This is a genomic window from Peribacillus sp. FSL E2-0218 (assembly GCF_037992945.1).
Classification (GTDB): domain Bacteria; phylum Bacillota; class Bacilli; order Bacillales; family DSM-1321; genus Peribacillus; species Peribacillus simplex_B.
Genome location: NZ_CP150304.1, coordinates 2,153,636 through 2,176,593, shown reverse-complemented (window position 1 = coordinate 2,176,593; position 22,958 = coordinate 2,153,636). Strand labels below are relative to the sequence as shown.

Annotated in this window: 21 protein-coding genes; 3 read left to right on the top strand and 18 right to left on the bottom strand. The window is 38.7% G+C overall.

Annotated features, from left to right (window positions below; all coding sequences use genetic code 11):
* Nucleotides 1-23 precede the first annotated feature (23 nt).
* The 6 genes from copZ to MHI53_RS10520 form a co-directional block, all read right to left on the bottom strand.
* On the bottom strand, nucleotides 24-230 hold the full coding sequence (gene copZ, locus MHI53_RS10545; RefSeq protein ID WP_061141613.1) for a copper chaperone CopZ: 207 nt from the start codon (nucleotides 228-230) through the stop codon (nucleotides 24-26).
* Nucleotides 231-245: 15 nt separating this feature from the next.
* Entirely contained in the window at nucleotides 246-593 is a 348-nt protein-coding gene (locus MHI53_RS10540; RefSeq protein WP_061141614.1) for a metal-sensitive transcriptional regulator, read from the bottom strand.
* Nucleotides 594-1,236: 643 nt separating this feature from the next.
* On the bottom strand, nucleotides 1,237-2,202 hold the full coding sequence (locus MHI53_RS10535; protein ID WP_340373429.1) for a carbohydrate kinase: 966 nt from the start codon (nucleotides 2,200-2,202) through the stop codon (nucleotides 1,237-1,239).
* Nucleotides 2,203-2,237: 35 nt separating this feature from the next.
* On the bottom strand, nucleotides 2,238-3,710 hold the full coding sequence (locus MHI53_RS10530; protein ID WP_340373428.1) for a sucrose-6-phosphate hydrolase: 1,473 nt from the start codon (nucleotides 3,708-3,710) through the stop codon (nucleotides 2,238-2,240).
* An 89-nt stretch (nucleotides 3,711-3,799) separates the two neighbouring features.
* Entirely contained in the window at nucleotides 3,800-5,218 is a 1,419-nt protein-coding gene (locus MHI53_RS10525; RefSeq protein WP_061141838.1) for a sucrose-specific PTS transporter subunit IIBC, read from the bottom strand.
* 5 nt (nucleotides 5,219-5,223) lie between these two features.
* Nucleotides 5,224-6,876, bottom strand: coding sequence for an alpha-glucosidase (locus tag MHI53_RS10520; RefSeq protein ID WP_340373427.1), 1,653 nt, complete (start codon nucleotides 6,874-6,876; stop codon nucleotides 5,224-5,226).
* Nucleotides 6,877-6,989: 113 nt separating this feature from the next.
* On the opposite strand from MHI53_RS10520, the gene MHI53_RS10515 reads away from it, so the two are divergent.
* Nucleotides 6,990-7,868, top strand: a complete 879-nt coding sequence (locus MHI53_RS10515) for an AraC family transcriptional regulator (RefSeq protein WP_340373426.1) — start codon at nucleotides 6,990-6,992, stop codon at nucleotides 7,866-7,868.
* 438 nt (nucleotides 7,869-8,306) lie between these two features.
* On the opposite strand, the gene MHI53_RS10510 is transcribed toward MHI53_RS10515, so the two are convergent.
* Nucleotides 8,307-8,432: a hypothetical protein gene (locus MHI53_RS10510; RefSeq protein WP_340373425.1), complete on the bottom strand. Its 126-nt coding sequence runs from the start codon at nucleotides 8,430-8,432 to the stop codon at nucleotides 8,307-8,309.
* Nucleotides 8,433-8,713: 281 nt separating this feature from the next.
* On the bottom strand, nucleotides 8,714-9,598 hold the full coding sequence (locus MHI53_RS10505; protein ID WP_340373424.1) for a glucosaminidase domain-containing protein: 885 nt from the start codon (nucleotides 9,596-9,598) through the stop codon (nucleotides 8,714-8,716).
* A 497-nt stretch (nucleotides 9,599-10,095) separates the two neighbouring features.
* Here MHI53_RS10505 and MHI53_RS10500 point away from each other — a divergent pair, with 497 nt between their 5' ends.
* Complete coding sequence (locus MHI53_RS10500) at nucleotides 10,096-10,452, top strand: hypothetical protein (RefSeq protein WP_061141622.1); 357 nt, start codon at nucleotides 10,096-10,098, stop codon at nucleotides 10,450-10,452.
* Between the two features lie 23 nt (nucleotides 10,453-10,475).
* Here the strand turns inward: MHI53_RS10500 and MHI53_RS10495 are convergent, their stop codons facing one another.
* The 3 genes from MHI53_RS10495 to MHI53_RS10485 form a co-directional block, all read right to left on the bottom strand.
* Nucleotides 10,476-11,867: a HAMP domain-containing sensor histidine kinase gene (locus tag MHI53_RS10495; RefSeq protein WP_340373423.1), complete on the bottom strand. Its 1,392-nt coding sequence runs from the start codon at nucleotides 11,865-11,867 to the stop codon at nucleotides 10,476-10,478.
* Nucleotides 11,851-12,498 (bottom strand): response regulator transcription factor, encoded by a 648-nt coding sequence (locus MHI53_RS10490; protein WP_061141624.1) that lies wholly within the window; start codon nucleotides 12,496-12,498, stop codon nucleotides 11,851-11,853. Before MHI53_RS10490 ends, MHI53_RS10495 begins: the two co-directional genes overlap by 17 nt.
* An 83-nt stretch (nucleotides 12,499-12,581) precedes the next feature.
* Nucleotides 12,582-13,793 carry a cellulase family glycosylhydrolase gene (locus MHI53_RS10485; RefSeq protein ID WP_340373673.1) on the bottom strand — a complete coding sequence of 404 codons (1,212 nt, stop codon included), beginning with the start codon at nucleotides 13,791-13,793 and terminating at the stop codon, nucleotides 12,582-12,584.
* 603 nt (nucleotides 13,794-14,396) lie between these two features.
* Between MHI53_RS10485 and MHI53_RS10480 the strand changes: the two genes are divergently transcribed.
* Nucleotides 14,397-15,977, top strand: a complete 1,581-nt coding sequence (locus MHI53_RS10480; protein WP_340373422.1) for a histidine kinase N-terminal 7TM domain-containing protein — start codon at nucleotides 14,397-14,399, stop codon at nucleotides 15,975-15,977.
* Nucleotides 15,978-16,204: 227 nt separating this feature from the next.
* Here MHI53_RS10480 and MHI53_RS10475 read toward each other — a convergent pair whose 3' ends face one another.
* From MHI53_RS10475 to MHI53_RS10445, 7 genes are all read right to left on the bottom strand, one after another.
* Complete coding sequence (locus MHI53_RS10475; protein WP_340373421.1) at nucleotides 16,205-17,428, bottom strand: MFS transporter; 1,224 nt, start codon at nucleotides 17,426-17,428, stop codon at nucleotides 16,205-16,207.
* Between the two features lie 155 nt (nucleotides 17,429-17,583).
* A complete protein-coding gene (locus MHI53_RS10470) occupies nucleotides 17,584-18,054 on the bottom strand; it encodes a MarR family transcriptional regulator (RefSeq protein WP_061141628.1) in 471 nt (156 codons plus the stop codon).
* Nucleotides 18,055-18,274: 220 nt separating this feature from the next.
* Nucleotides 18,275-18,448 (bottom strand): hypothetical protein, encoded by a 174-nt coding sequence (locus MHI53_RS10465; RefSeq protein WP_340373420.1) that lies wholly within the window; start codon nucleotides 18,446-18,448, stop codon nucleotides 18,275-18,277.
* A gap of 222 nt (nucleotides 18,449-18,670) precedes the next feature.
* Nucleotides 18,671-19,501, bottom strand: a complete 831-nt coding sequence (locus MHI53_RS10460) for a carbohydrate ABC transporter permease (protein ID WP_061141629.1) — start codon at nucleotides 19,499-19,501, stop codon at nucleotides 18,671-18,673.
* Nucleotides 19,501-20,376, bottom strand: a complete 876-nt coding sequence (locus MHI53_RS10455; protein ID WP_260320168.1) for a sugar ABC transporter permease — start codon at nucleotides 20,374-20,376, stop codon at nucleotides 19,501-19,503. Before MHI53_RS10455 ends, MHI53_RS10460 begins: the two co-directional genes overlap by 1 nt.
* A gap of 122 nt (nucleotides 20,377-20,498) precedes the next feature.
* Entirely contained in the window at nucleotides 20,499-21,764 is a 1,266-nt protein-coding gene (locus MHI53_RS10450; RefSeq protein WP_340373419.1) for an extracellular solute-binding protein, read from the bottom strand.
* Nucleotides 21,761-22,873, bottom strand: coding sequence for a LacI family DNA-binding transcriptional regulator (locus MHI53_RS10445; protein ID WP_340373418.1), 1,113 nt, complete (start codon nucleotides 22,871-22,873; stop codon nucleotides 21,761-21,763). Before MHI53_RS10445 ends, MHI53_RS10450 begins: the two co-directional genes overlap by 4 nt.
* Between the last annotated feature and the right edge of the window lie 85 nt (nucleotides 22,874-22,958).

Genomic DNA, 22,958 nt, shown 5'->3' with positions numbered 1-22,958 from the left:
TGCCCTAAAAGCACTCTCATGACTTACTCGACATCATACCCCTGATCATCAATCGTTTCTTTAATTTTTTCGAGTGATACTTTTCCATTCTCGAACGTTACATCCACTTTACCGGATTCCAAGTGCACCTTCACACTTTCCACACCTGCCAGTTTTCCTACATTCCCTTCCACTGCGCTGACACAATGCCCACAAGACATTCCACTAACATTCAATGTTACATTTTCCATACAAACCAACACTCCTTATTTTTTCATTAATTTTTGTATCGTAACTAGGACTTCATCTATGACCTCTGTATCTCCTTCATTCAGCCGATCCACGACACAATTTTTTAGATGCCCCTCCAACAAAATCTTGGCGACACTATTCATCGCGCTTTGAGTGGCCGCTATCTGAGTTATCACATCATCACAATACGTATCTTTTTCAATCAGACCCTTAATACCGCGAATTTGCCCCTCGATACGATTTAAGCGGGTCGTTAAATTCTTTTTTACTGCATCTGAGTGATGACTTTTACGGCCGTTGGAAATTGTCGTACAGCATTCTTGTTCATTTAGTGAATCTGGCCCATTTACCAATTCATCCATTGCCCATCCCTCCTCACACCTTAATATACCATACCCTCCTACCCTATGCAAAGAAAAGGTTTAGTGCTCATCATGATTACTTTTCGCTTTGTTACGTTTTCTATTCAAAAACTTTTTTTGGATGGTACAGGCTTAGTTACACTTCGATTTTCAAAATAAGTTCATTATTCGTTTCAAACATACTTTCATGCATGTCAACACTACTCGTAATCAGAACCTCTTAGTTACCTTCAATGATGATAGAGAGAACTAGCTTGTTCAACCAACTTCGATAGTTTATGATTGTTTAAACAAAAAAGCCTCCTTGGTTTGCTAATAATATTTTAAATACACCTTTTTCAAATGCGAACTTTCGAATAAAAAGCAGACATTCTATTAAGAAAATGTCTGCCTCAATTATTATTTATAACCCAATTTATTGAGCATGAATATACCGGCCCTTGATTTTTACGGTTATTGGAAAATCCGAAAGTCAGCCTTCTTCCTGGAAAGGGCTGGATACTCCTTCTATATAAATCACTCGCTCGAAGCGATACGATCCACCCACTTTGCTTGGTTTTAATTTGCCCTTTCGCTCTTTGGTGCAGAAGGTTCAGCAAAAGTTTGAAAAAAAAGGTTCCTTTCGGGAATGAGCGAAATTCCACTATTTTTTCATTACTACTTCATCAAGAGTCGGCAATGCAGAAATTGCTCCAATTTTCGTACACGTCAAGGCACCAACTTTGTTTGCAAAGGTCACCATTTCTTTTTGCTTATTGTAATCATTTAGAAAAATGGATAAATTTTCTTCGTTGGAAATCTGGTATAACAATGCTCCGATAAAAGCATCGCCTGCTCCTGTTGAATCAATGGACTTTACAGGGATACTTGAGATGATGGATTGCTCATCACCGTTTGAAACAAACGTTCCATTTTCACCTAATGTTACGGTAATCATTTTTGCACCTAACTGATGCAAGGATAACACCCCAGCTTTTACATCGTTTAGTCCGGATATAAGTTTTAATTCTTCTTCACTGACTTTTACTAGATCGGCCTTAGAGATGGCTCGTTTTGTTAATTCTACGAACTCATTTTCTCTGCCCTCCCAAAGATTTGCCCTGAAGTTTGGATCAAATGAGAGAAAGATACCTTTCTCTTTTGCGATCTTCATCAGGTTCAAATACGTTATGAGTGCTGTACCTCCAAGCATGGCTGTAGCAGATCCAAAATGTAATACTTTTGCGGCCATTACTTTTTCAAGATTCAGCTCACCTATATTTAATTGTTCATCCGCTCCACGGAAAAAGACAAAATCTCTTTCACCATTAGCTTGAAGAGAGACGAATGCCATCGTAGTTTGAACCTGGTCATCTCTTGTAACCAGCGCAGTATCAACTTTCACTTCTTTCATCACATCAATAAGGAATGTGCCAAATGGATCACTCCCTACTTTACCTACTAATGCAGCATTTCCACCTAACTTTGCAATGGCAGCTGTCACATTCGCTGGAGCACCCCCTGCTCGCTTAACGAAGCTTGAACCGGCCTTTAAGTCCACATCGATATCCATGCAAAAGAAATCGATCAATAATTCCCCCACACAAACGACTAGATTATTTCCGCTCATCTATCCTCACTCCTCCCTTATACTCAAAAATGAATTCAGTCATATTTCCACTGGACTGCATCGATTTTTGCTGTACCTTTTTCTGCAAAAAACTGAATACCCTGGCTTTCTTTTCTTGGAAATAAACGCGATGTAAACACCATTTCCCCATCATTCACAAACACTTCAATCGAAGAGGTATCCATGAAAATGTGAAAACGTATCTTGTTTTTCGAATAATGCTTTTGACGAATGGAACCATAGTCTTGCGCAAACGATAGACCTGCGTTTGTACGGTCAAGCACTACCTTTTGAGTTTCCGTATTAAGATAAAGTATCGTTTCTTCCCCTTTTCCAACACGCAACCTCAGTCCAGCTCTCTTTGCATTACCCACTTCAATTTCACCTATCATTTCAAAACAATCACCTGAAAGTTCACCCAGATCGCTTACTTCGTTACTCACATTCATGGCTGCCCGCGCTTCCTTTTTTCGTTTCTCTTTTAATTCACGAACAGGCTGCTGACAAAGAAGACCTTCCTTAATCGAAAGCTCTCTTGGTATGGTCAAACAATGTGCCCATCCTTCTGAATCAGTGGGATACTCTATTTCCGGCAACCCCATCCAACCAACAAGAAGCCGTCTGCCATCAGGAGATAACGTCGTTTGCGGTGCATAGAAATCAAAGCCGGCATCGAGTTCTTGAAAATCACCATGGTCGAAATGACCATTTTCAATATTTAAAGGCTTGCCTACCCACACGCCCGAATGATAAATATTGCGGTATGAATCACCTTCTGGCTTCAACCCTTGAGGGGAACATAATAGAATTCCATAATTTTGTAAGGGAAAGTAATCAGGACATTCCCACATATAGCCGAAATCCGTTTCTTTCGTTGCAATCTCTCCAAGCAGTGACCAAGCGATCAAATCATAGGATTGATAAAGAAGGACACAGCCTGTTACATTTTCACGTTGTGCTCCTACGACCATATAGAATTTGTCTTCCACCTGCCATACCTTCGGGTCCCTAAAATGCTCGGTATATCCATTTGGCTGTCTCTTAATGATAGGTACATCCCGCTTCGTTATTTTTCCATTCCTGTTCATGATCGCTAAACACTGTGAGGAATGGCGATTCCATTCTTCATCTCGTTTATTTCCCGTATAGAACAAATATAGAGAATTCTTATGCACAAAACCGCTTCCTGAATATATTCCGTGGCTTTCAAATGAAAGTTCTGGTTGTAAGGCTACCCCTTTGTTTTCCCACTCGACCAAATTAGCTGATTCTGTATGGAACCAGTGTTTCATCCCATGTACCGCGCCAAAAGGGAACCATTGATAAAATAAGTGGTAACGCCCTTTGAACCAAACAAAACCATTTGGATCGTTCAATAAACCATACATCGGCTGAATATGATATTTTTGCCGCCACGGACTGGCTGATACGCACCTTTCCAGCTTCAGACGTTCCTCCGCAGTCATACTTTCATACGTACGATAGCGTGCTTCTTGTGTCCATTCCATCGTTATTTACCTCCAAAACCGAAAATTAATAAAAACGAGCTGCTAAAGCAACTCGTTTTTTAGCGATTATTTATTTCATTCTATAAAGATTACAAGCTTTTATTAAATTTTGTTTTAGACAGGAGGATGGTTATCGAAAAGGATGCAATCAGAGAAATACTTACTGCTATTAAAAAGTTTATAACATCACCAGCTTGGACAGTAACAAAACCAATAATACCAGCCGGTCCGGGGGCTACATTTGTGATATGGGCAAAAGCTGCATAAGCACATCCTAATGCAGAACCTATCATTGCTGCGTAGAAAGGGTATTTCAATTTAAGATTCACACCAAACATCGCCGGTTCTGTAATCCCTAACAAAGCTGATATACCTGAAGATACTGCTATACTTTTCAGTTTTTTATCCTTTGAAAGCAGCATGGCTGCAAATGTTGCTCCTCCTTGAGCGACGTTGTTACTGGCTACAAGGGCAAGCAAGAATGAACCACCTCCTGCAATCAGCTGGATATCAACAGGGAGAAGACTGTGATGCATACCTGTCAATGTTAGCGGTGCCATGATAAATCCAAAAATAGCACCTCCAAACATGCCTAATGTATCATAGATCCAAACCAACCCATCAGCCAATAAGTCTCCTGCCGACCTCATGATTCCGCCTACGACCGTAAAGGTAAGAAAGCTTGTAATAAAAACAGCCAATAAAGGTGTCAATAAGTTATCTAGAGCGGATGGAATGATTTTACGTAAATTCTTCTCGATCCATGCCAAAATGAATGACGCGGCCAGGACCGGGAATACGGTTCCCTGATATCCTACCTTTTCAATGGTTAAGCCAAAAACATTCCAGACCGGTACAGTATTTTTAAGAACCGCCTCGCCATATCCATAAGCATTCAACAAATCGGGATGTACCATTATCATCCCAATAACTGCACCTAAATAAGGATTCCCCCCAAACATTCTCGTAGCTGAAAAACCGATTAAGATCGGCAGGAAAACAAAAGCAGCATTGGCAAAAATATTGATCATGTTGGCAAAGTCGGTCATTTGCGGGTAAATGTCCATTAAGGATTTACCGTCAAAGAATAATCCCTTAGAGGTTAACACATTGTTTATTCCCATCAGAAGACCAGCCGCTACAAGGGCAGGGATGATTGGAACGAATATATCTGACAGAAGTTTCACAAGCTTTTGAAGCGGATTCATTTTTTTGTCTGCTTCTTTTTTAACCTCTGCTTTAGTCGATTCGGTAATATTAGCTAATTTAATTAGTGAATTATAAACCTCATTTACTGTTCCGGCACCTATTATAATTTGATATTGGCCAGAATTACTGAATTGGCCTTTTACTAATTCGACATGTAATAAATCTTCCGAATTTACGACTGATTCGTCTTTTAAAACTAAACGTAGCCGAGTTGCGCAATGCGCCGCGCTCAGTATATTTTCAGAACCGCCGATAATATCCAATATTTGTTGAGCATTTTCTTCTATTTTGTTGTTCACTTTCTTCAAGCCTCCCCTTCACTTATTTCATAGATAATTGCCTCATACGGCCGTAACTTTATATTCTTGATATCTGAACCAGAGTCAATATAATTACTTATTAATATTTCTACTTCTGATTGATGAGTAATCGGATAGCAAAACTCTTTTTCATGCTCATAAAAGTTACAAACAATTAAGAGCTTCTTATTCTTTAAAATCCGTTCATACGCATAAATACTTTTATCCTCGGAATCAAGAAGCTTATAAGATCCATACACAAGCGTATTATTGTGCTTCCTCAGCTTAATTAGTTGTTGATAGTGAAAGAAGATGGAATTTGAATCATTTAGGGCGTTTTCAACATTAATAGAAGTGTAATTAGGATTGACTTTCATCCATGGTTTACCTTCGGAAAAACCTGCATGCTTGTCATCAGACCACTGCATCGGGGTCCTGGCATTGTCTCTTGCTTTCATATAAAACGATTTCATTATTTCTTCTTCATTAAAACCTGCAGCCATTCGTTCTTTATAGATATTTTGAGTTTCAATGTCAATATAATCTTCAATGGAGGTAAAAGCTGCATTAGTCATGCCAATTTCCTCACCTTGATAAATATACGGAGTACCTTTCATACCGTGTAAAAGCGTTGCCAACATTTTTGCTGACTCTACCCTATATTCACGGTCATTCCCCCATCTGGAGACAATCCGCGGTAAGTCATGATTATTCCAAAATAGGCTATTCCACCCCTCTTGATCAAGAGCGTATTGCCATTTACTTAACACGTTTTTTAACTCTACTAATTCCAACTTCCTTAAATCCCATCTTTGTTTCCCTGGTACCTTATCTAATTGCATATGTTCAAATTGAAAGACCATATTTAATTCTTTTCTTTTAGGATCAGAGTATAATTTAGCATTCTCCGTTGTGACTCCCCATGTTTCCCCGACTGTGAGTAAATCATGGTTTCCGAAAGTATTTCTATACATGTCTTGCAAATAATCATGTAATTTGGAACCGTTTTCTTTTATTAGATGATCAGGGTCTTTCCCGATTAAATCGATTACATCCATGCGGAAGCCACTTATGCCTTTATCTATCCAGAAATTCATCATGTCCCATATACTATTTCTCATTTCTGCATTCTCCCAATTCAAATCAGGTTGCTGTTTGCTATAGAAATGTAAATAATACTGGTTTGTATTTTCATCATATTCCCAAGCTGATCCACCAAAATTGGATTTTAGTTCATTTGGCTCCTGACCATTCACCGGATCGCGCCAAATGTAGTAATCTCTTTTTGGATTATTTTTGGATTTTTTCGCTTCAACGAACCAAGGATGCTGATCTGAAGTGTGGTTCACTACTAGATCCATAATGATTTTTATACCTCTTTTTTCACTTTCCAGTAGCAATTCATTCATATTTTGCATCGTGCCGAATTCAGATAAAATGCAATAGTAATCACTAATATCGTAACCATTATCTACATTGGGAGATTCATAAACGGGGCTCAGCCAAATAACATCGATCCCCAATTTTTCCAAATAATCTAATTTGAGTATGATCCCTTCTATATCGCCAATTCCGTCACCGTTACTATCATAAAAGCTTCGAGGATAGATTTGATAAATGACACTTTTATGCCACCACTTTTGTTGATTTTCTTTCACTTTTTTTCTCCCCTTTGTAATGCGCTTACATTTTAAGTATAATGATTATACATAATTACTTCTTGCACTTTTTTCAAAAGAAATAACACTATTTTCACTTTAGGGGATGTAATATGAAAAAGTCAGCTTTAAAAGAAAACTCCGCTCATGGTACTGCATCATTTCCCTTGCATATATACAGTAAGGTCAGAGAACGGGATTATCATGTAGGCTATCATTGGCATGAGGAATTGGAATTTATCTTTGTTGAGGAAGGTGTTATTGAAGTTACGGTAAATTCGGATATGGTAGAGGTTGTGAAGGGACAGTTTATTTTCATTAATTCCGGTGACTTGCACCAAATTACGTCAACCGGTCCCTCGATTCATCATGCTATCGTATTTCATCCGCAAATATTGAATTTTGACTATCCGGATACCAGCCAAAATTCCATTATCACACCTATAACTAAGGGGTATTTACGGTTCCCTTCTTCCACTCAAATTGACGGGCCGTTAACGAAATATATCGTTGATAAGTTAATAACCATTATTAAAACTAATCACATTGCAATGGAATTATCTGCATTAAGTATTAAAATCATGTTACTGGAAATTATTTTAGCGCTTTTTGAGCGAAAGCTTTTTTGGGAATTACAAACAAACGTAAAAGAAAAACAGGAAAACATAAAAAAAGTAATCACCTATATCCAGGATCATTACGATAAAAAAATATTGCTTGAAGACTTAGCCTCACTATTAAATATGAATAAAAATTATTTTTCAAAATATTTTCATCAGGCAATCGGTAAAACGCCCATAACGTATATAAATGAATATCGATGTGAAAAAGCGGCCGAGTTGCTAAAAAGCAGTGATTTAAAAGTCTTGGATATTTCTTTTATGGTCGGTTTTGAGAATTTCAGTTATTTCATTAGGAGATTTAAAGAGCATAAGCGTTATTCCCCCATTCAATACAGAAAGAAATTTAATATGAGGGGTATTTCAAATTAGCCCAAGCTGCAGATGAAGCTTGCCTAATGTTTTAAAAGTTGTCATGATCTAAGCATTGAAGAGCATCATACAGACAAGGCTGGTTACCCAGGCCCGATCTTGAATTGAACCCATATGGGAAATTGGGTTCTTATTCAAGGAAAACAGTTTAGCTACCTTTTTGTGGTATAAGAAAAAATGTATTCTGACGAGGTCTATTTATGAATATATAATTATTATGTCTCCGTTCACGATTTCCGTATTTTGTATATTTTTATTAACGGGTTAATCATCGTAATTACCCTAGATATTTTACGCAAAGAAATGACCTTCTTTTTCAAGTGATGAATTAATAAAAGAGAACCGATGTCGATCTATCAGTTCTCTAGAAAAAAATTCTATATGAGATGCAATTTTTTGGTTCAAAAAAGCAGTCGCTACTGAAGCCTCCCAATATGCTTACTTATCCTTATTGTCTTGGTTATTCTTTTCTGAATTTCGTCTCTGATTTGCTTTCGTCTCGGCATTCACATGGTTTGCATCATTTGGTTTATTTTTTTTGGAACCTCTTGCAGCATTGCTCATACTGATTCACCTCCCGCGGCAGCTTATTTACGTATATTAGCATACTCCTGCCTCCCAATTTTATACCCTCACCATCGATGTGGCACATCGCTAACTAGCATACAAGGGACGGACAGGTTTGTTCCGGATGAAGTCCCACGCACCAGTAAGTCCTCCCCTGGCATTTGAAAAAAGATCGACCAGTAATTTTTTCATGGTCACCCCGCCCCTTCAGATACCGACAAAAACGCTTTTTGATTTTTCGCGTTACAGATTTACCTATCACTACATACGCTTACACATTAACCATATTTAAGATGCGCTTCACTATCCATCACTTGTAATTGATACTGCCTAATCAATTCTATTAATAACTCACTATATATTTTCTTTCCGGCTTCATTTTCTTTTGTACTATACCCCGCTTTCTGAAGAGCTGTTGCCTGCTCGATATACGTTTTAGAAGAAAATAAACCATGCTTTTCATATCGGGGATTTTCTGTTAAAAAGACTGAATGATCCTTGAGTGAATCGGAAATCGTATCATACACTCTAAAATCCGCTTGAATTTCCTCATCAAGAAATTCGCTCGTCCTAATATTGGCCGACTCTCCATCCCAGTTATAACTTTTTATCCCGAAGATATTGTTATACTTCACTGACAAATCCGATTTTCCCCAACCTGATTCTAAAATAGCTTGTGCAATTGTAATAGAAGGCAAAATGCCATACTCTTTATAATTTTCTATGGCTCCCTCCTTTAAGCTTGAAATGAAATTCATTTGCACGCTATCTTCTTTTTTCATTGAAAAATCAATCACAGCATCTAAATGCTTCAAATAAGCTTTAACTTCCTTTTTTTGTTTTGCATCATAACCCAGTGCTTCATACACTTCATCCATTTCCTTCAATCGGTATTGGTTCTTCCTCTTCTCCATGAATAGGTTTGTCGTCTTTTCTAATTCGGCCGTTGACATTGCGTCTATTCCATATTCCACACTTGCAATGGCAGCTACCTCTTTCCAATCCACTTGTATTTTCCCGACACTTGTTTCATCTACCACTTTTTGAATTTCCATCATTTTTTCTGTAGAAACCGAGTTTATGTCAAAATGTTTTGTTACTTTCAGAGCTGCTATCAATATTAAAGTAAAAATAATAATTTTCCCTACTCTCGCTCTTCTCACAGTTCCCCCACCCTTTCATTCCTTTATTTCGATCGTCGGATTTAATAAATAAATGACATTTCATTTATGATGTATATAGTACCTCCGATATGTCACAGAATTATGACAAAAAAAAGCATCACCAATGTTGACGAGCTTTCCACTCCAGGCACTCGCTTTCCGCGGGCGGTCGGGAAGCCTCCTCGGCGCATTACGCCTACGGTGTCTCCCCTAGACGCGCTTTTCCCGCAGGAGTCTCGTACCTTCCGTTCCAATCAACTTTGTTTTACCTTTAGATGGAACCCTTTTACCTCGAGTCATTTTTGTTTTAAAATAGGAGGATTAAAACTTGAGGTGATGAGGATGCCTTCTAAACATAATTCTGTTCAGCAAGATCAACTTGAAATGATTACGTTAGATCAATTGGTGCCACGGAACTATTTGGTTGGAAAAATATAGGCTGCCATTGACTTCACGTCCGCTATTAACCTACTCAATAACGAATAAAGGTGGCTATCGTGAGTACAAATCGCCCCAACACACCTGTGCAACCTGCTCATCTTTATCACGATGTACAAACAGCAAAATTCATCAAGGACACGGCATATCTGGCAAACACATGTGGAAGGTCTGATCATCTGCGTCATCATCAAGATGTAAAACCTGTCTATGCGAAAATTGTCGATGCAGGCGATGCTTACTTTCGCTTCCATGAATGTAAAAAAGATTACCAATTGGACATGGCAAGGTCCAAAACTTTCCTAACAAAGGGGGCTAGTAGAGCCCTGATCTCTAAAATCCAGCGAACATTCGAAGATAATTTAAAAAGGGGTTCGGAATTTTTAATTCCGAACCCCCTCTTGTCTACAAACTGAAGTATCACCAATGTGGTGATGATTCACTGTGTTTCAAACCAGATCGTAAAGTGAATGTTCTCTCCTTTTAAAGTTGCTTCGTATCTTACATCATTTTTTGCCAATATATTGGCCACTATTGCCAGGCCTAAACCCGTTCCGGAAATTTCTTTATTTCTCGATTCTTCTATAACATAAAAAGAATTCCATATATTTTGTAAATGTTCTTTTTTAACTATCGTTGTTTTATTTATTATTTCGAATTTCAAACTGCCGTCGGGTTCATTGTTCAAAGTTATGAAAATAAAAGCCTCTTCCCCATATTTAATCGCATTGGCAATGAGGTTTTTGAAGACGATATCCATTTGGCTTTTATCTGCTTTCACCATGCAATTCCCGGCTGAAGCCAAGTCCTCGCGCACTTCCATGCCTTTATTACTCAATAAGATTTTATAGTGAACAATTAACTGTTGAAGAAACGCTCTTAAATCAAACGTTTCCGTGCTGATATCCAGTGCCTGCACTTTAGCAAGCAGAATTAAGTGGTCCACCATATCAGAAGTATTCTTCACCTGCTCTAGAATGACATTCGTATATGTACCATCATCTAAGCCATCCTTTATACCAACTGTATAGGCTTGTATTAATGATAAAGGTGTCTTCACCTCATGGGATATGTTAGATACCAAGGAATTCAAATTTTGATTTTTCTGTTCCAATTGCAGATGGGCATTTTTCAAGCGACAGCTCATATCATTGATAATGTGAGATAGATCTTCAATTTCATCACCTGACTTTATATGTACTTGTTTAAAGTCCAAATTGGCAATATCTTTCGCCACGCTTTTCAGCTTTTCCAATGGAGTAATGATTTTTTTGGAATAATAGGCAACCAACAATAACGTAATGATGGTCCCGAAAGCGATGGAGTAAAAATACAATTGATTGATAATTTTCATGGCATCGGAGTTATGGACGATAACTGCCCCGATTAAAACCAGATGTCCCTCCTGCTCATATAATAGTGTAAGCAAGCTGGATTTAATTTTCCCTTGGTTATAAAGCTGTTTGACTGGAATGCCCTCGCTTACTTTTTTTAATGTATCCTCGGACATCCAAAACTTGTTCAATGGAATTTTCTCTTTATATAGACTAAATTGCATCCGCTCATTCAAATCATCGATATTCCCTTTGTTTTCGATGACGACAATCGTGACATTGTTAATATTTTCAATGGAACTTTTCATTTCCCTTATTTCACTGATACTCATTTCATTTATTTCATCATAAGTTGATGTAAGTTTTTGTTTCATCTTATACAAATAATAATCAGATAGAAAATAGTTGTTCAATAAATAGGAAGCACCGAAAACGATAACCATTATGATGCTGACCATCGATAATAGCTTAATGCTTATTTTATTGCTCTTTATCATGAAAGCTATACCCCAATCCCCTATGCGTGAGGATATTATCGGCACCAATCTTGTCGCGCAATCTATTGATGTGAGTGTCGACTGTTCTTTCTTCGCCGATATAGCTCATCCCCCATACCATTGATAACAACGTATCACGAGCCAAAATCTGACCTTTATTTTTATACAAAAATGTCAGCAACTCAAACTCTTTTTTGGAGAGCTTGACCTCTTTACCATTTTTGTATACTTTCATTTTCAGGTAATCCATTTTTAAATCCCTGATTCTGACTGTTTTTTCCAAACCAAGCATTTTTTTGACTCTAATGATCAAAATTCGCGGGTCAAATGGTTTACGTATATACTCATCGGCACCAATATCCAGAGCACGGAATTCATCATCATTGGATGATCTTGCTGTAAGCATCACCACTTTCACCAAGCTCACTTTCTTTATTTCAGAACAGACTTCCATGCCGTTTAATTTTGGCATCATCCAATCGAGTACAACCAAATCGATTTTATGGGAAAAGAAGAGGCTCAGAGCCTCATCGCCATCGTATGCAACATACACATTGAATCCTTCCTTCTCAAAATAAGTCTTCAATATGTCTGTCAATCGTTTTTCATCATCAGCTATCAAAATATTCATTAAAAACTCTCCTTATACCATCAAAAAAGTGAAACCTTATTATTAAGACTTCACTTTTTTTTATGTTTTATTACAAATCGAAGTTAATTTCCCTTTAATTCCTTTTTCAACACATTCCAAATCGGATTATTTACTTCTATTTCTTCTCGGTTTGGCTTTTCTCCATTCTCCAGCGCCTCCCAGTATTTCCAATTTGGCGCCTGATTCCCGAGTTGATAATCCATCCCTTCCCACGTATCTTCACGGAATGCATAAAAGGCCCAATGCCATCCATATTGGTTGAAAATTGAAATGAGGTCAGCCATATATTTATCTGAGCCTTCCACTAATCGATTTATGCCAAATTCTTCGACGATAATTCGATTTGCTGGTATGTTGTTTTGTTTTGACCATTTCGTTACAGGTTCCAAAAATTCCTCTAATGCATTTTTGTTAAACACTTTCTCCGTTTGCCTTTCTCCCACTACTACCGGCCCAGGATATTTATAGGTAAATCCTTTTCGTTTATTTTGACTGGTCATTTCATATGGCTCATACATATGGAACGCATATAAAACTTTATCGTCCTTAATCGGTTTTAAATATTCAAATGCCCATGGCGTTGCATACAGACCCGAATTAAGGATTATGGGTGTTTCTTTATCCACCGTTCGAACAGAATCGACGATCGTTTTATACAATTCATTTAAATCGGCTGCTGTATGTTCTACATTGTTATACCACTCCCGATAATCCTCTGTCCAAAAATCACCGAAACCTGTAGCTGTTTCGGGATGTGGTTCATTAATCAGGTTATAGCCTACCACAGCCGGATGATTCTTCAATCTCTGTGCAAGATCTCTCCAAAATGATGCAGATTGTTCATGATACTTAGTATCTTTCCAAATACGATCATCATTTTCATAATGATTGAACTGCCTCCAACGGTTGCCCGGAAGACTAAGCACTGTCAGGACAACTTTTGATCCCCGTTCATACGCAGCATCGAGATCTGCCTCCAACTCTGCAAAATCCTCCTCAACGATCCCTTCGTATTCATTTGCACTACCTATCAGAAAATCTCTTTCAGGATGAACATCAGGCTTGTCATTGAACAGGAAGTCACGATCCTTTGCCCATTTATCCGGAGCCAAGCGAATAAATTCTATATTGAACTCCTTCGCCGCTTTGTAGTTTTCGGGTAAAGATGTGGAATTCATAAAATTCGCTCCTCTTTTCTGTTTATCCCAAAACGCCATTTTCCCATTTGATTTGTTAGCAATTAATTGTGGTTCATCTTCTTCCTCCTGTTGCATCGTACTGCAGCCCGAGACGGCTAGTATCATCATTGTCAATATAATGGATAGCAGAATTTTCATGGATTTCATTAGGTTCGCTCCTAAACTTGTTTTTTGAAGTCTTCCACTTCACATCCATTGTAGAAAATGTTTGTTACAGGAATATCACAATCACCACTGAACCAACAATCATGATTTGACTGGCTTGCAAAGTATATGTAAAGTAAGCCAATTCTTACGTGTATCATTGCTTTCTCTACTCTAAAAATGCAGGGGCACATTTTGTCATGTATCCTCTGCATTTTTATAGTCTGTTTTATATAACCTTCATATTCCCAATAGCGGTAATCACGTTTTTTTGAAAACCATTTCCTTTTTACTAAGAAAATGATTATCGTATCTATCTGACTTTGATTCGATAGAGTAGAATAATCCAGATTTGACGGGAAGTCATCACAAGAAATAGGATCCCTAGGATTAGTAGTCTGTTGGCTACGTCCTCTAAACAATCCCCTTTTTTAACAATAACGCTATAAAGAAGTTATTCTACAAAATCTCCCCATTTATTTTCATGTATGCTACATTTAGGATAAAGTTTTATTCAAAATGGGGTTTATAACCGTGAATTCACAATTGACTGCTTTTATTACTGTAATCTGTACCTCAGGAGTACTTAATTTGTATTTATGCCTATTTGTTTTTTTCAAGCGATATAACTATACCAATATTGCTAATTTTTTTGTTCTTTACTCTGCTTCCATTACGATATATTGTTTCGCTTCTGCTTTTTGCTTAATGGCGACAACACTTGAACAAATAAAGTTCTGGACGATCATTGAATATATTGGCATGCCCTTTTCTCCACCTTTAGGTTTAATGTTTATCATGCAGTATCTAGGAATAAAAATCACAAGAAAAATGGGTGTTTTTCTTCTTACTATCCCTTTTATTAGTTTAATAATGGTTGCCACGAATGATTTACATCATTTTCATTATAGAATATTTGAAATTGACCCAGCTTTGGGAGCTCCATATATTCACCAAGAGATAGGAATATGGTATATGATTCATGGTGTTTTCACATTTGCTTGTATGTTTGTAGCTTTTTTACTATTACTCTCTCACTGGAAAGAGACGGCCAAGATTTATCGACTGCAAATATTCTCGTTAATTTGTGGCCAATTTCTCCCTATGCTAACAGCTTTTATATACTTACTTGGATTAACTCCCCCAGGATTCGATCCAGTACCAATGGTTTTATGGATTTCTTCGCTTTTATATTTATGGTCCATTAGCTCATCACGTATGTTTACTCTCATGCCCATCGCAAAAGATACGATTTTCAATAGTATCAATGATGGTGTTATTGTATTGGATGAATCCTATCGTTTAATTGAGTTTAACAAAGCGTGTAAAAGCATGTTTCCAAAATTGAATGAATCCTTGTTTGGTATGGATTTTGCTAAGATTTGGTTCAAACTAACATCAGGAGACTCATTTCCTTTAAAGTTAGGGAATAATGCGTTTACTTGTGAAATAGAATTAGCTATCGATCATTCCAGACATATTTATCAAGTTCGTACTTCTTCATTGCATCTTGGTAATATTGTAGGCTCATTGATTATTTTCACGGATATCACGGAGCTTAAAAGACTGCAGATGAAATTAGAGCATCTAGCTTATCATGATGAGCTTACACAAATTTATAATCGTCGGGCATTTTTTGAAAAATGCGAGAAAGTGTTTCCTCCAGCAAAAGAGGTTTCCCTGCCATTTACGATCATTTTAATTGATATAGATTATTTTAAAAGAGTGAATGATACTTATGGTCATAATGTTGGTGATCAATTACTAAAACATGTAGTAAGCGCTTGTCAATTGCAATTGAGTGAAGATATTCTCTTTGCTCGTTATGGCGGTGAAGAGTTCGTGCTTGCACTGAAGGGGACGGTATCAGAAGGCGAAACCTTAGCTAATCAGTTGCGTAGGTTTATAGAGACAAATCCTTTAAGTACTGCTGATGAGATGATTTCTGTTACAATAAGCTGCGGGGTTTCCGAGGCAACGTTCGGGACAGGGGAAACACTACATCAGCTTTTACATAAAGCAGATGAAGCTTTATACTCAGCAAAACGAGCTGGTCGTAATCAAGTACATGTCCATAATAAAAAAGGCTCCACAATTATGGAGAGACCCAGTTAGTTAAATGAGGCAAGGAAAAAACAGCCGTTAATCGTATATGATTAGCGGCTGTTTTTCTATCGGCAAAAGAGTGTATTACACAGAAGAAGTTTACAAGCAAAGACAAGCAACTAAAATGGGCAGGAAACTCCAATCATTAATTTTCAGTATCGAGGGTGCCTCCCGCCATTAGTGGATCATGAATCGGCTGCACTAAGTTAGACAATGATGGCAATTTACCTATACGCCTACGTACCCTTATGCAAAACCGCTATTGCCGCTGCTATAAGGATCATCCCCATAAAAGCGGGTGCAGCATGACCAAATGTTACATAGATTTGACCGCCAATGAGAGGCCCAATCATTCTTGCGAAAGCCTGAATAGATTGGCTGGCTCCTTGAATCCTTCCTTGTTCACTGGAATCGACAGACTTCGAGAGCATCCCATTGAATGAAGGACCGAAGACCGAATCACCAAACCCAAATATAAACATCCCCGCAATAAAAAGAGGATAGAATGAAAATAATGCAGATAGTGCAATAAAACTGTAGCCTATGATCTCCGAAACCATTCCAAGGATGGCTATCTGATTATCACTGCATGTTTTCAAAAGCTTTGGCATTATGAAACCTTGCGAAATGATGTCCTGGAAGCCCATGATTGAAAACATAAGTCCGATTAGTGCAGGCTTCCAACTGAAAGTGTCCATGGTAAATTGTGAAAAAATTGCCTGTAAAGATCCGTTGGGGATCCAAAGCAAGAACGCTGAGACCAGCAGCCTTTTTAAGTTTTTCATGGAAAGTACGTTCACCAGCTGTGTAAAAGGATTCAGCCTTACAAAGGGAATCTCTTTCAGTCTATTATTTTTGTCAAGGCTCTCAGGCATATATAAGATTCCATAAACAACATTCAATAATGTTATTATGGCTCCAAAATACATGGGTACAGAATAACCAAACTTGGCAAGAAATCCGCCTAGAGCGGGGCCAATGACGGTGCCCATTCCAACAACCGCACTTACCCATCCAAAATATTTGGTTCTCTGTTCTGGAGGAATGATGTCTGCAAAATAGGCGAAGATCGTGCTTATGCTTCCGCCTGTTATACCTTCTATTATGCGCCCAGCAAACAACACCCATAAAGCTCCGCCCAATCCGAAAACTATATACCCGATTGCGGAACCAAAAAGGCAAACCAATAGCATTGGACGGCGGCCATATTTGTCGCTCAAAGCTCCAAGTACGGGGGCCGCGAAAAACACGCAAACGGCATATACAGAGGTCAGAAGCGTTACGGCTATAGCTTGTTCTCCCGGATTGCTTGTATAAGGCTGCACTAAAAATGGAACGACAGGCATTATGATACTGAAGCCTATCCCGCAAAGAAACACAGAGATAAGACCGAATATCAAAGCGTGTTTATTGATGGTTCGTTCTGTATTCCGTTCATTGTGTGATCTGAATTTGGACATTTGGATATTCTCCTCGACAGTTATCTTTTTGTTTCCTCGTCAACAAAACAATAACGTTATTTTGTTTCCCTGTCAACAAAATAACAGTAATAAAAAGGCAACCCGTTCTCCGTAGAGTTGGGCTGCCTTTGATTTCATTCCCTTGTTCAAATTTATCAAGACTTAATACCAAGATCCTGTTTTTTTATTTCTGCATCCAAATGGCTGTTATACTTTTCCAAGAAGCTTAGCATACTGTCAAATTGTTCCTCGGTTACCTGTTCAAATACACCTTTATCCCGCTCTTGAAATTCTTTGTGCAGCTCCTCATGGATTTTATAAACTTCCTTCCCTTGCTCAGTAAGCCTAAAATAAATTTCTTTCTTGTTATCCGACTTCTGGTAGCTTTCGATAAGGCCTTTTTTTATGAGCTTCTTAGTCAACCTACTTATGGCACCGCGAGTCATATAAAAGGACTCCGCAAGTTTTGTCACGTTGGAATCTATATTCTTTTCAATATATTCGATGCAATGTACTTCTGAAGGCTTATAACCCTTGAGGCCCTCTTCCATCTTATCTTTATTAAGCCAAACCATCTTGTTATATAATTCCCTGAAACCGATTATGAACTGTTCCTCTTTGTTCATGGCCTGTCCTCCCGCCCGATGGTGCATTACCCATATTATATGGAGTTTTTGTTTCCATTTCAACAATACGGAATTATTACTTCAGGGATTCATCTATAATAAAAGGGAGCAGCGTTTAATACTTAGTATATTCACGCTAGTTAAATAAACCAATATCCAAACGGCAAGCAACTTTGTCAGAAATAATAAAATGAACAATGAAAAAGAAAGAGTATTTTTATCACTGTTCCTTTTTGGCCATTTTATAATTATCTAACTTTAACGAAATGTCTCTTAGTAAAGTGTTTCTTTCCTTTTGAGTTTTGATAAAGCTGATTAAAAACCAAGCAATAAATGCTATTGGAATTAAATAAAATAGTATACCAGAAAGTGCCATGAAGTCTACCCAGTTCATTGTTTCTCTCTCCAATCTTTTATATTGGGAATTATAGCATAAATACCCTATGTATTTGTCGACCTTTATAATCGGAAAATCATTGGATACAGTGCTTGCGCTCGTAAAGACGCACATCTAGTTCAATTAAAAAACCTGATTTGATAATCCAAGGAAACAGTAGGTTTTCGAGGTGGGGGTGTTCAACAAAAAAAGGCCCGTTATAAAACCGGACCTGAACGATCATCCCTTTACACTTCCAGCCGCAAGTCCTTCGACGAAGAACCTCTGCAGAAATAGGAATACGATCACCATAGGAAGCGACGCCATTAAAGCGGCGGCAGCAACGAGGTTGAGCTGGCTGGCATTCTGTCCAAAGAAGCCTGCAAGTGCAACGGTCAATGTCTGCACACTTGAATCTTGAAGGAAGAAAATCGCAAATTGGTAGTCGTTCCAAATGTATACGGATGAAATGATCAACACTGTTGCTGTAATCGGTTTCAAAAGTGGAAATACCACTTTGAAAAATACACCTAGCGTGCTGGCGCCGTCTAGTTTTGCGGCTTCTTCTAATTCTTTGGGAATGGTTGAGCGGATAAAACCTGCATATAAGAAAATCGTCAATGGCATAAAGGCGGCGACGTTGTTTAAAATCGCAACCAAATGCGTATTCATGAGCCCGATATCGACAACAAGTCGGTACAATGGAACAAGTGCTGTCAGTGGGGGGATAACCATAACCCCGACAAATAGAAAATACATGTATTTGTTTAGCTTTGTAGTTCTTCTTGCCAGTGCATATGCTGACATGGAGCCGAAAAAGATGAGAAGCACGGCAGAGAGGATTGTAATGATTGCCGTGTTTACAAATGCATTCCCCAGATTAGCATGTTCCCACGCGAGCGCGAAGTTTTCTGTGTCAAAGTAATCGGGAAAAGACCATTTGGATGTAAAATCGCCCGTCTTTTTTAAGGACGTCGTAATCAAAATATAAAATGGGATCAGGTGAAACGCAGTGATTAACAGCGCCAGTGCGGTCAGCAACCATTTCGTCCGTGATGAAAGTTGCCCCATTAAGCTTCAACCTCTTTTCGTTTAAAGTAGAAAAGCGCAGCCATACTGATGACTAAAATAATCAGCGCCATTAATATCCCTTGCGTTGCGGCGTAACCCGCATCCTGTCTTGAAAAATACAAGTTATACATAAATGTCGACATCGACTGAGATGCATTTCCCGGACCGCCGTTCGTCAATGCAACGATTACATCAAACAGTTTTAATCCGCCGATAATGTTCAGTACGATATTAATCGTGATTGAAGGCATTAATAGAGGAATGGTAATGTTTTTAAACTTTTGCCAGCCAGTCGCCCCATCAATATCCGCTGCTTCAAAGTAATCTTTTGAAATGCTTTGCAAACCAGCAAGATAAATAATCATCGCAATACCAACAAACTGGAATGTGTTAACGAATACAATTATGTAAGGATTGACCGCTGGATTGCCGAGTGCGTTTATTGGCTCTTTGCCAAAAAACATCATAATATCGTTTAACGCACCGCCCTGGAATGCAAAGAAGAAATACCAGATGTACCCCATAATAAGTGGGCTGATAATAACAGGCAAATAAATGATCGTTCTCGTAAAGGATCGCACTTTTAAATTGTGATTGAGCAATAGAGCGTATCCTAGTCCAACGATGTTTTGTAAAATCGTGCTGCCAATGCCAAAAAGCAATGTATTTTTCACCACTAGCCATGTATCAGGGTCGGCAAACATCCGCTTATATTGATCAAGCCCAACATAGTCATACGTCTGTGAGAATCCGTTCCAGTTTGTAAATGAGATCCTGATGCCGTCCAAGAATGGATAGATAATAAACAAACACACAATCAGGGCACTAGGCAGATACATCCACCACAGTGAAGATTCCCGCCGGGTTTTTTTCATTTTTCGACTCGTCGTTTTCGTTTTTTCAGCTGCCTTCGTCAGCACTACAGCCATTTTATACAGCTCCTTTTTCTAAGCTATTGGAGAAAAGGAGCTGGTGTCCGCTCCTTTTCCAAATGCTGCTATTTACCTCTTAACCGTGTGTATTCCTGTGCCATTTTTTCAGAAACCTGTTCGGGCTCCATCGTCCCAGCAATTAGTTCTTGTCCCGTTGAGCCCATCGGATCCCACATACCGCTTGGCAAATACATGCGATCAAAATAAGGCTGAATCTGTGTTCCTTCATATTGTTTATAAAATTCCGCAAAGTAATTGTCTGCTTCTACATTTGTCAACGCTGATGGAAGAGACGTTCCTTCCGCGAATTTTTTCGCTACTTCCGGCTGGGCAATATACTCGATAAATTGCTTTGCTTCTTCAAGATGTTCCGATTTTTTCGATACGGCAAGCGTCAGTCGTTCTCCCCCGATCCAGCTAGGTGAATCGCCGGGATGAATAGCGGGAACCGGCATGGTGCCAACTTTCAATTCCGGATTCAGCTTCGTTACTTCACGGCCAATAGAACCGTTCAGCATCGTAAACGCAATTTTATTTTGTGCCATCAATTCTGGACCCTGTGTTAATTGGGCTGTCAGCACGTCTTTATTCAACAATCCCTTATCATTCATTTCTTTCAGCTTTTCAGGAAGATACGTGTAGTTGGACCAATCAAAGGACCCGTCCAAAAGCTCTTTTTTATAGCTGTCTTCTTTATCGGTGATAAGGAGCGGTGTTGAAAATTGATCAAAATATTGGCCAAATTGGCTTTTATCAGACCCTCCCAACCAAAATGGAACGACTTTTCCATTACTTTTTTCTTTAACGGCTTCAAGTGCCTCCATGAATTCATCGAATGTAGACGGTGCTTCAATGCCATATTCATCTAGCAAGGTTTTATTGTAAGACAATCCGTCCAGAGCCTGGTTAATTGGAAAGGCGTGAAGTTTTCCTTCATCGTCCGTCAAAATAGGCTTCATCGCCGGATCCAAGTTTGCTGCCCATTCCATATCACCTAAATCTTCAGTGTACTCCCCATACCGACTTTTTGCCCACCCGTGCGTGTCGAATAGGTCAGGCATGTCATCCGCTGCCATTTTAACGCGTGCAAGGTCTTCGTAACCGTCCCCTGGGTATGTATCTTCAATATCAATATTTGGGTTTTCTTTCTCGAAATCCGCTACGATTTCTTTAAACGTATCCATGTCCGCTTTTACCGTTGCCGTGGACATAAGTGTCAATTTAACTTGACCGCCACTTTCTCCTCCGCTATCCACGCTGTTATTTCCACAGGCTGTCAGTGCAATCAATGCTGATATAGAAAGTACGGATAATACCATTCGTTTTTTCATGGATTTCCCTCCAAATGAATATCTTTTAGTGGATGATTTTCTGCCAGCTTCTTCATTTTTACACCGCAGCTCTCCCGGACAATTAAAGAGGTTGGAACGATAATCTTTACAGGCATTTCCCGGCCTTCTAACCTATCAAGCATCATTTTGACGCCAAACCGGCCCATTTCTTCCGTGGGGATTTTCACGGTTGTCAGCGGCGGTGTTGTAAATTGGGCCATTTCGATATCGTTAAAACTGACGATTGCTACATCATCCGGAACACGGATATTTGCCTCCTGAAGCGCTCTTATGGCACCAATTGCCATTGAGTCACTCGCGATAAAAAATGCTTCTGGCAAGCTGCCCTTTCCAACCGCACCTTTCATTAAATCGTAGCCGGAGTGAATGGAATATTCTTTTACAAACAGTAAATCCCGATCATAGGCATTTCGCTCCTTCATTTTGCTTTCATAAACGGTTTTGCGCGCGTCAGGTATATAAACCTTCTTCTTCAATGCCTGTGCTTCTTCGACGGATATTCGTTCTGTCCCTCCAATATAGCCAATTCGCTTGTACCCACAATCACCCAGATGATCCATCGCCAGGCTGGCTGCTTTTTCGTAATCAAAGATGATTGAATCGAATTGATCTTTATGCGCGTCTTGGTTAATAAGAACAATATTGCGGTTATATTCGTAAATTGATTCAAGAATCTGTGTGTCTATCCGTCCAACCACAACTAATCCGTCCAGTTCTGAAAGATCATCTTTTGCTTTGACCATATGCTGAAGCCGTATTAACTTTAACGAAGTGATTCCCCTGTCGGCACTTTCTTTTTCAATGCCTTCCCGAATGGACTGCCAGTATGGATCTTTTGCTTCTTCCTTTTGTGACTGAATCAGTACCATTCCAATTTTTGTATCTCCTGTTTTACCTGCTTCTTTTTGATGGACCAGATTTTGCATGCGCCTGCTTTTGACCGTCCGATAATTTAATTCTCTGGCCATCTGGAAAACTCTTTGTTTCGTTTCTGGTGAAGCAGAAAGTGTTTCATCATGATTTAAGACTCGCGACACGGTAGAAGCGGATAAATTCGTTTGTTTGGCAATATCTTTAATTGTTGCCATTTGACTTCCCTCAATTTTTAGTAAATTTTACTGAACAAAATGAGTGTAGCATGGAAAGATATCGCTCACGATTATATAATCAGAA

Excerpts from the sequence above, each read along its gene's own strand:
- copZ (WP_061141613.1), bottom strand. The coding sequence starts at position 230 with ATGGAAAATGTAACATTGAATGTTAGTGGAATGTCTTGTGGGCATTGT.
- MHI53_RS10540 (WP_061141614.1), bottom strand. The coding sequence starts at position 593 with ATGGATGAATTGGTAAATGGGCCAGATTCACTAAATGAACAAGAATGC.
- MHI53_RS10535 (WP_340373429.1), bottom strand. The coding sequence starts at position 2,202 with ATGAGCGGAAATAATCTAGTCGTTTGTGTGGGGGAATTATTGATCGAT.
- MHI53_RS10530 (WP_340373428.1), bottom strand. The coding sequence starts at position 3,710 with ATGGAATGGACACAAGAAGCACGCTATCGTACGTATGAAAGTATGACT.
- MHI53_RS10515 (WP_340373426.1), top strand. The coding sequence starts at position 6,990 with ATGAAAAAGTCAGCTTTAAAAGAAAACTCCGCTCATGGTACTGCATCA.
- MHI53_RS10510 (WP_340373425.1), bottom strand. The coding sequence starts at position 8,432 with ATGAGCAATGCTGCAAGAGGTTCCAAAAAAAATAAACCAAATGATGCA.
- MHI53_RS10495 (WP_340373423.1), bottom strand. The coding sequence starts at position 11,867 with ATGATAAAGAGCAATAAAATAAGCATTAAGCTATTATCGATGGTCAGC.
- MHI53_RS10490 (WP_061141624.1), bottom strand. The coding sequence starts at position 12,498 with ATGAATATTTTGATAGCTGATGATGAAAAACGATTGACAGACATATTG.
- MHI53_RS10485 (WP_340373673.1), bottom strand. The coding sequence starts at position 13,793 with ATGCAACAGGAGGAAGAAGATGAACCACAATTAATTGCTAACAAATCA.
- MHI53_RS10475 (WP_340373421.1), bottom strand. The coding sequence starts at position 17,428 with ATGTCCAAATTCAGATCACACAATGAACGGAATACAGAACGAACCATC.
- MHI53_RS10470 (WP_061141628.1), bottom strand. The coding sequence starts at position 18,054 with ATGAACAAAGAGGAACAGTTCATAATCGGTTTCAGGGAATTATATAAC.
- MHI53_RS10465 (WP_340373420.1), bottom strand. The coding sequence starts at position 18,448 with ATGAACTGGGTAGACTTCATGGCACTTTCTGGTATACTATTTTATTTA.
- MHI53_RS10460 (WP_061141629.1), bottom strand. The coding sequence starts at position 19,501 with ATGGGGCAACTTTCATCACGGACGAAATGGTTGCTGACCGCACTGGCG.
- MHI53_RS10455 (WP_260320168.1), bottom strand. The coding sequence starts at position 20,376 with ATGAAAAAAACCCGGCGGGAATCTTCACTGTGGTGGATGTATCTGCCT.
- MHI53_RS10450 (WP_340373419.1), bottom strand. The coding sequence starts at position 21,764 with ATGAAAAAACGAATGGTATTATCCGTACTTTCTATATCAGCATTGATT.
- MHI53_RS10445 (WP_340373418.1), bottom strand. The coding sequence starts at position 22,873 with ATGGCAACAATTAAAGATATTGCCAAACAAACGAATTTATCCGCTTCT.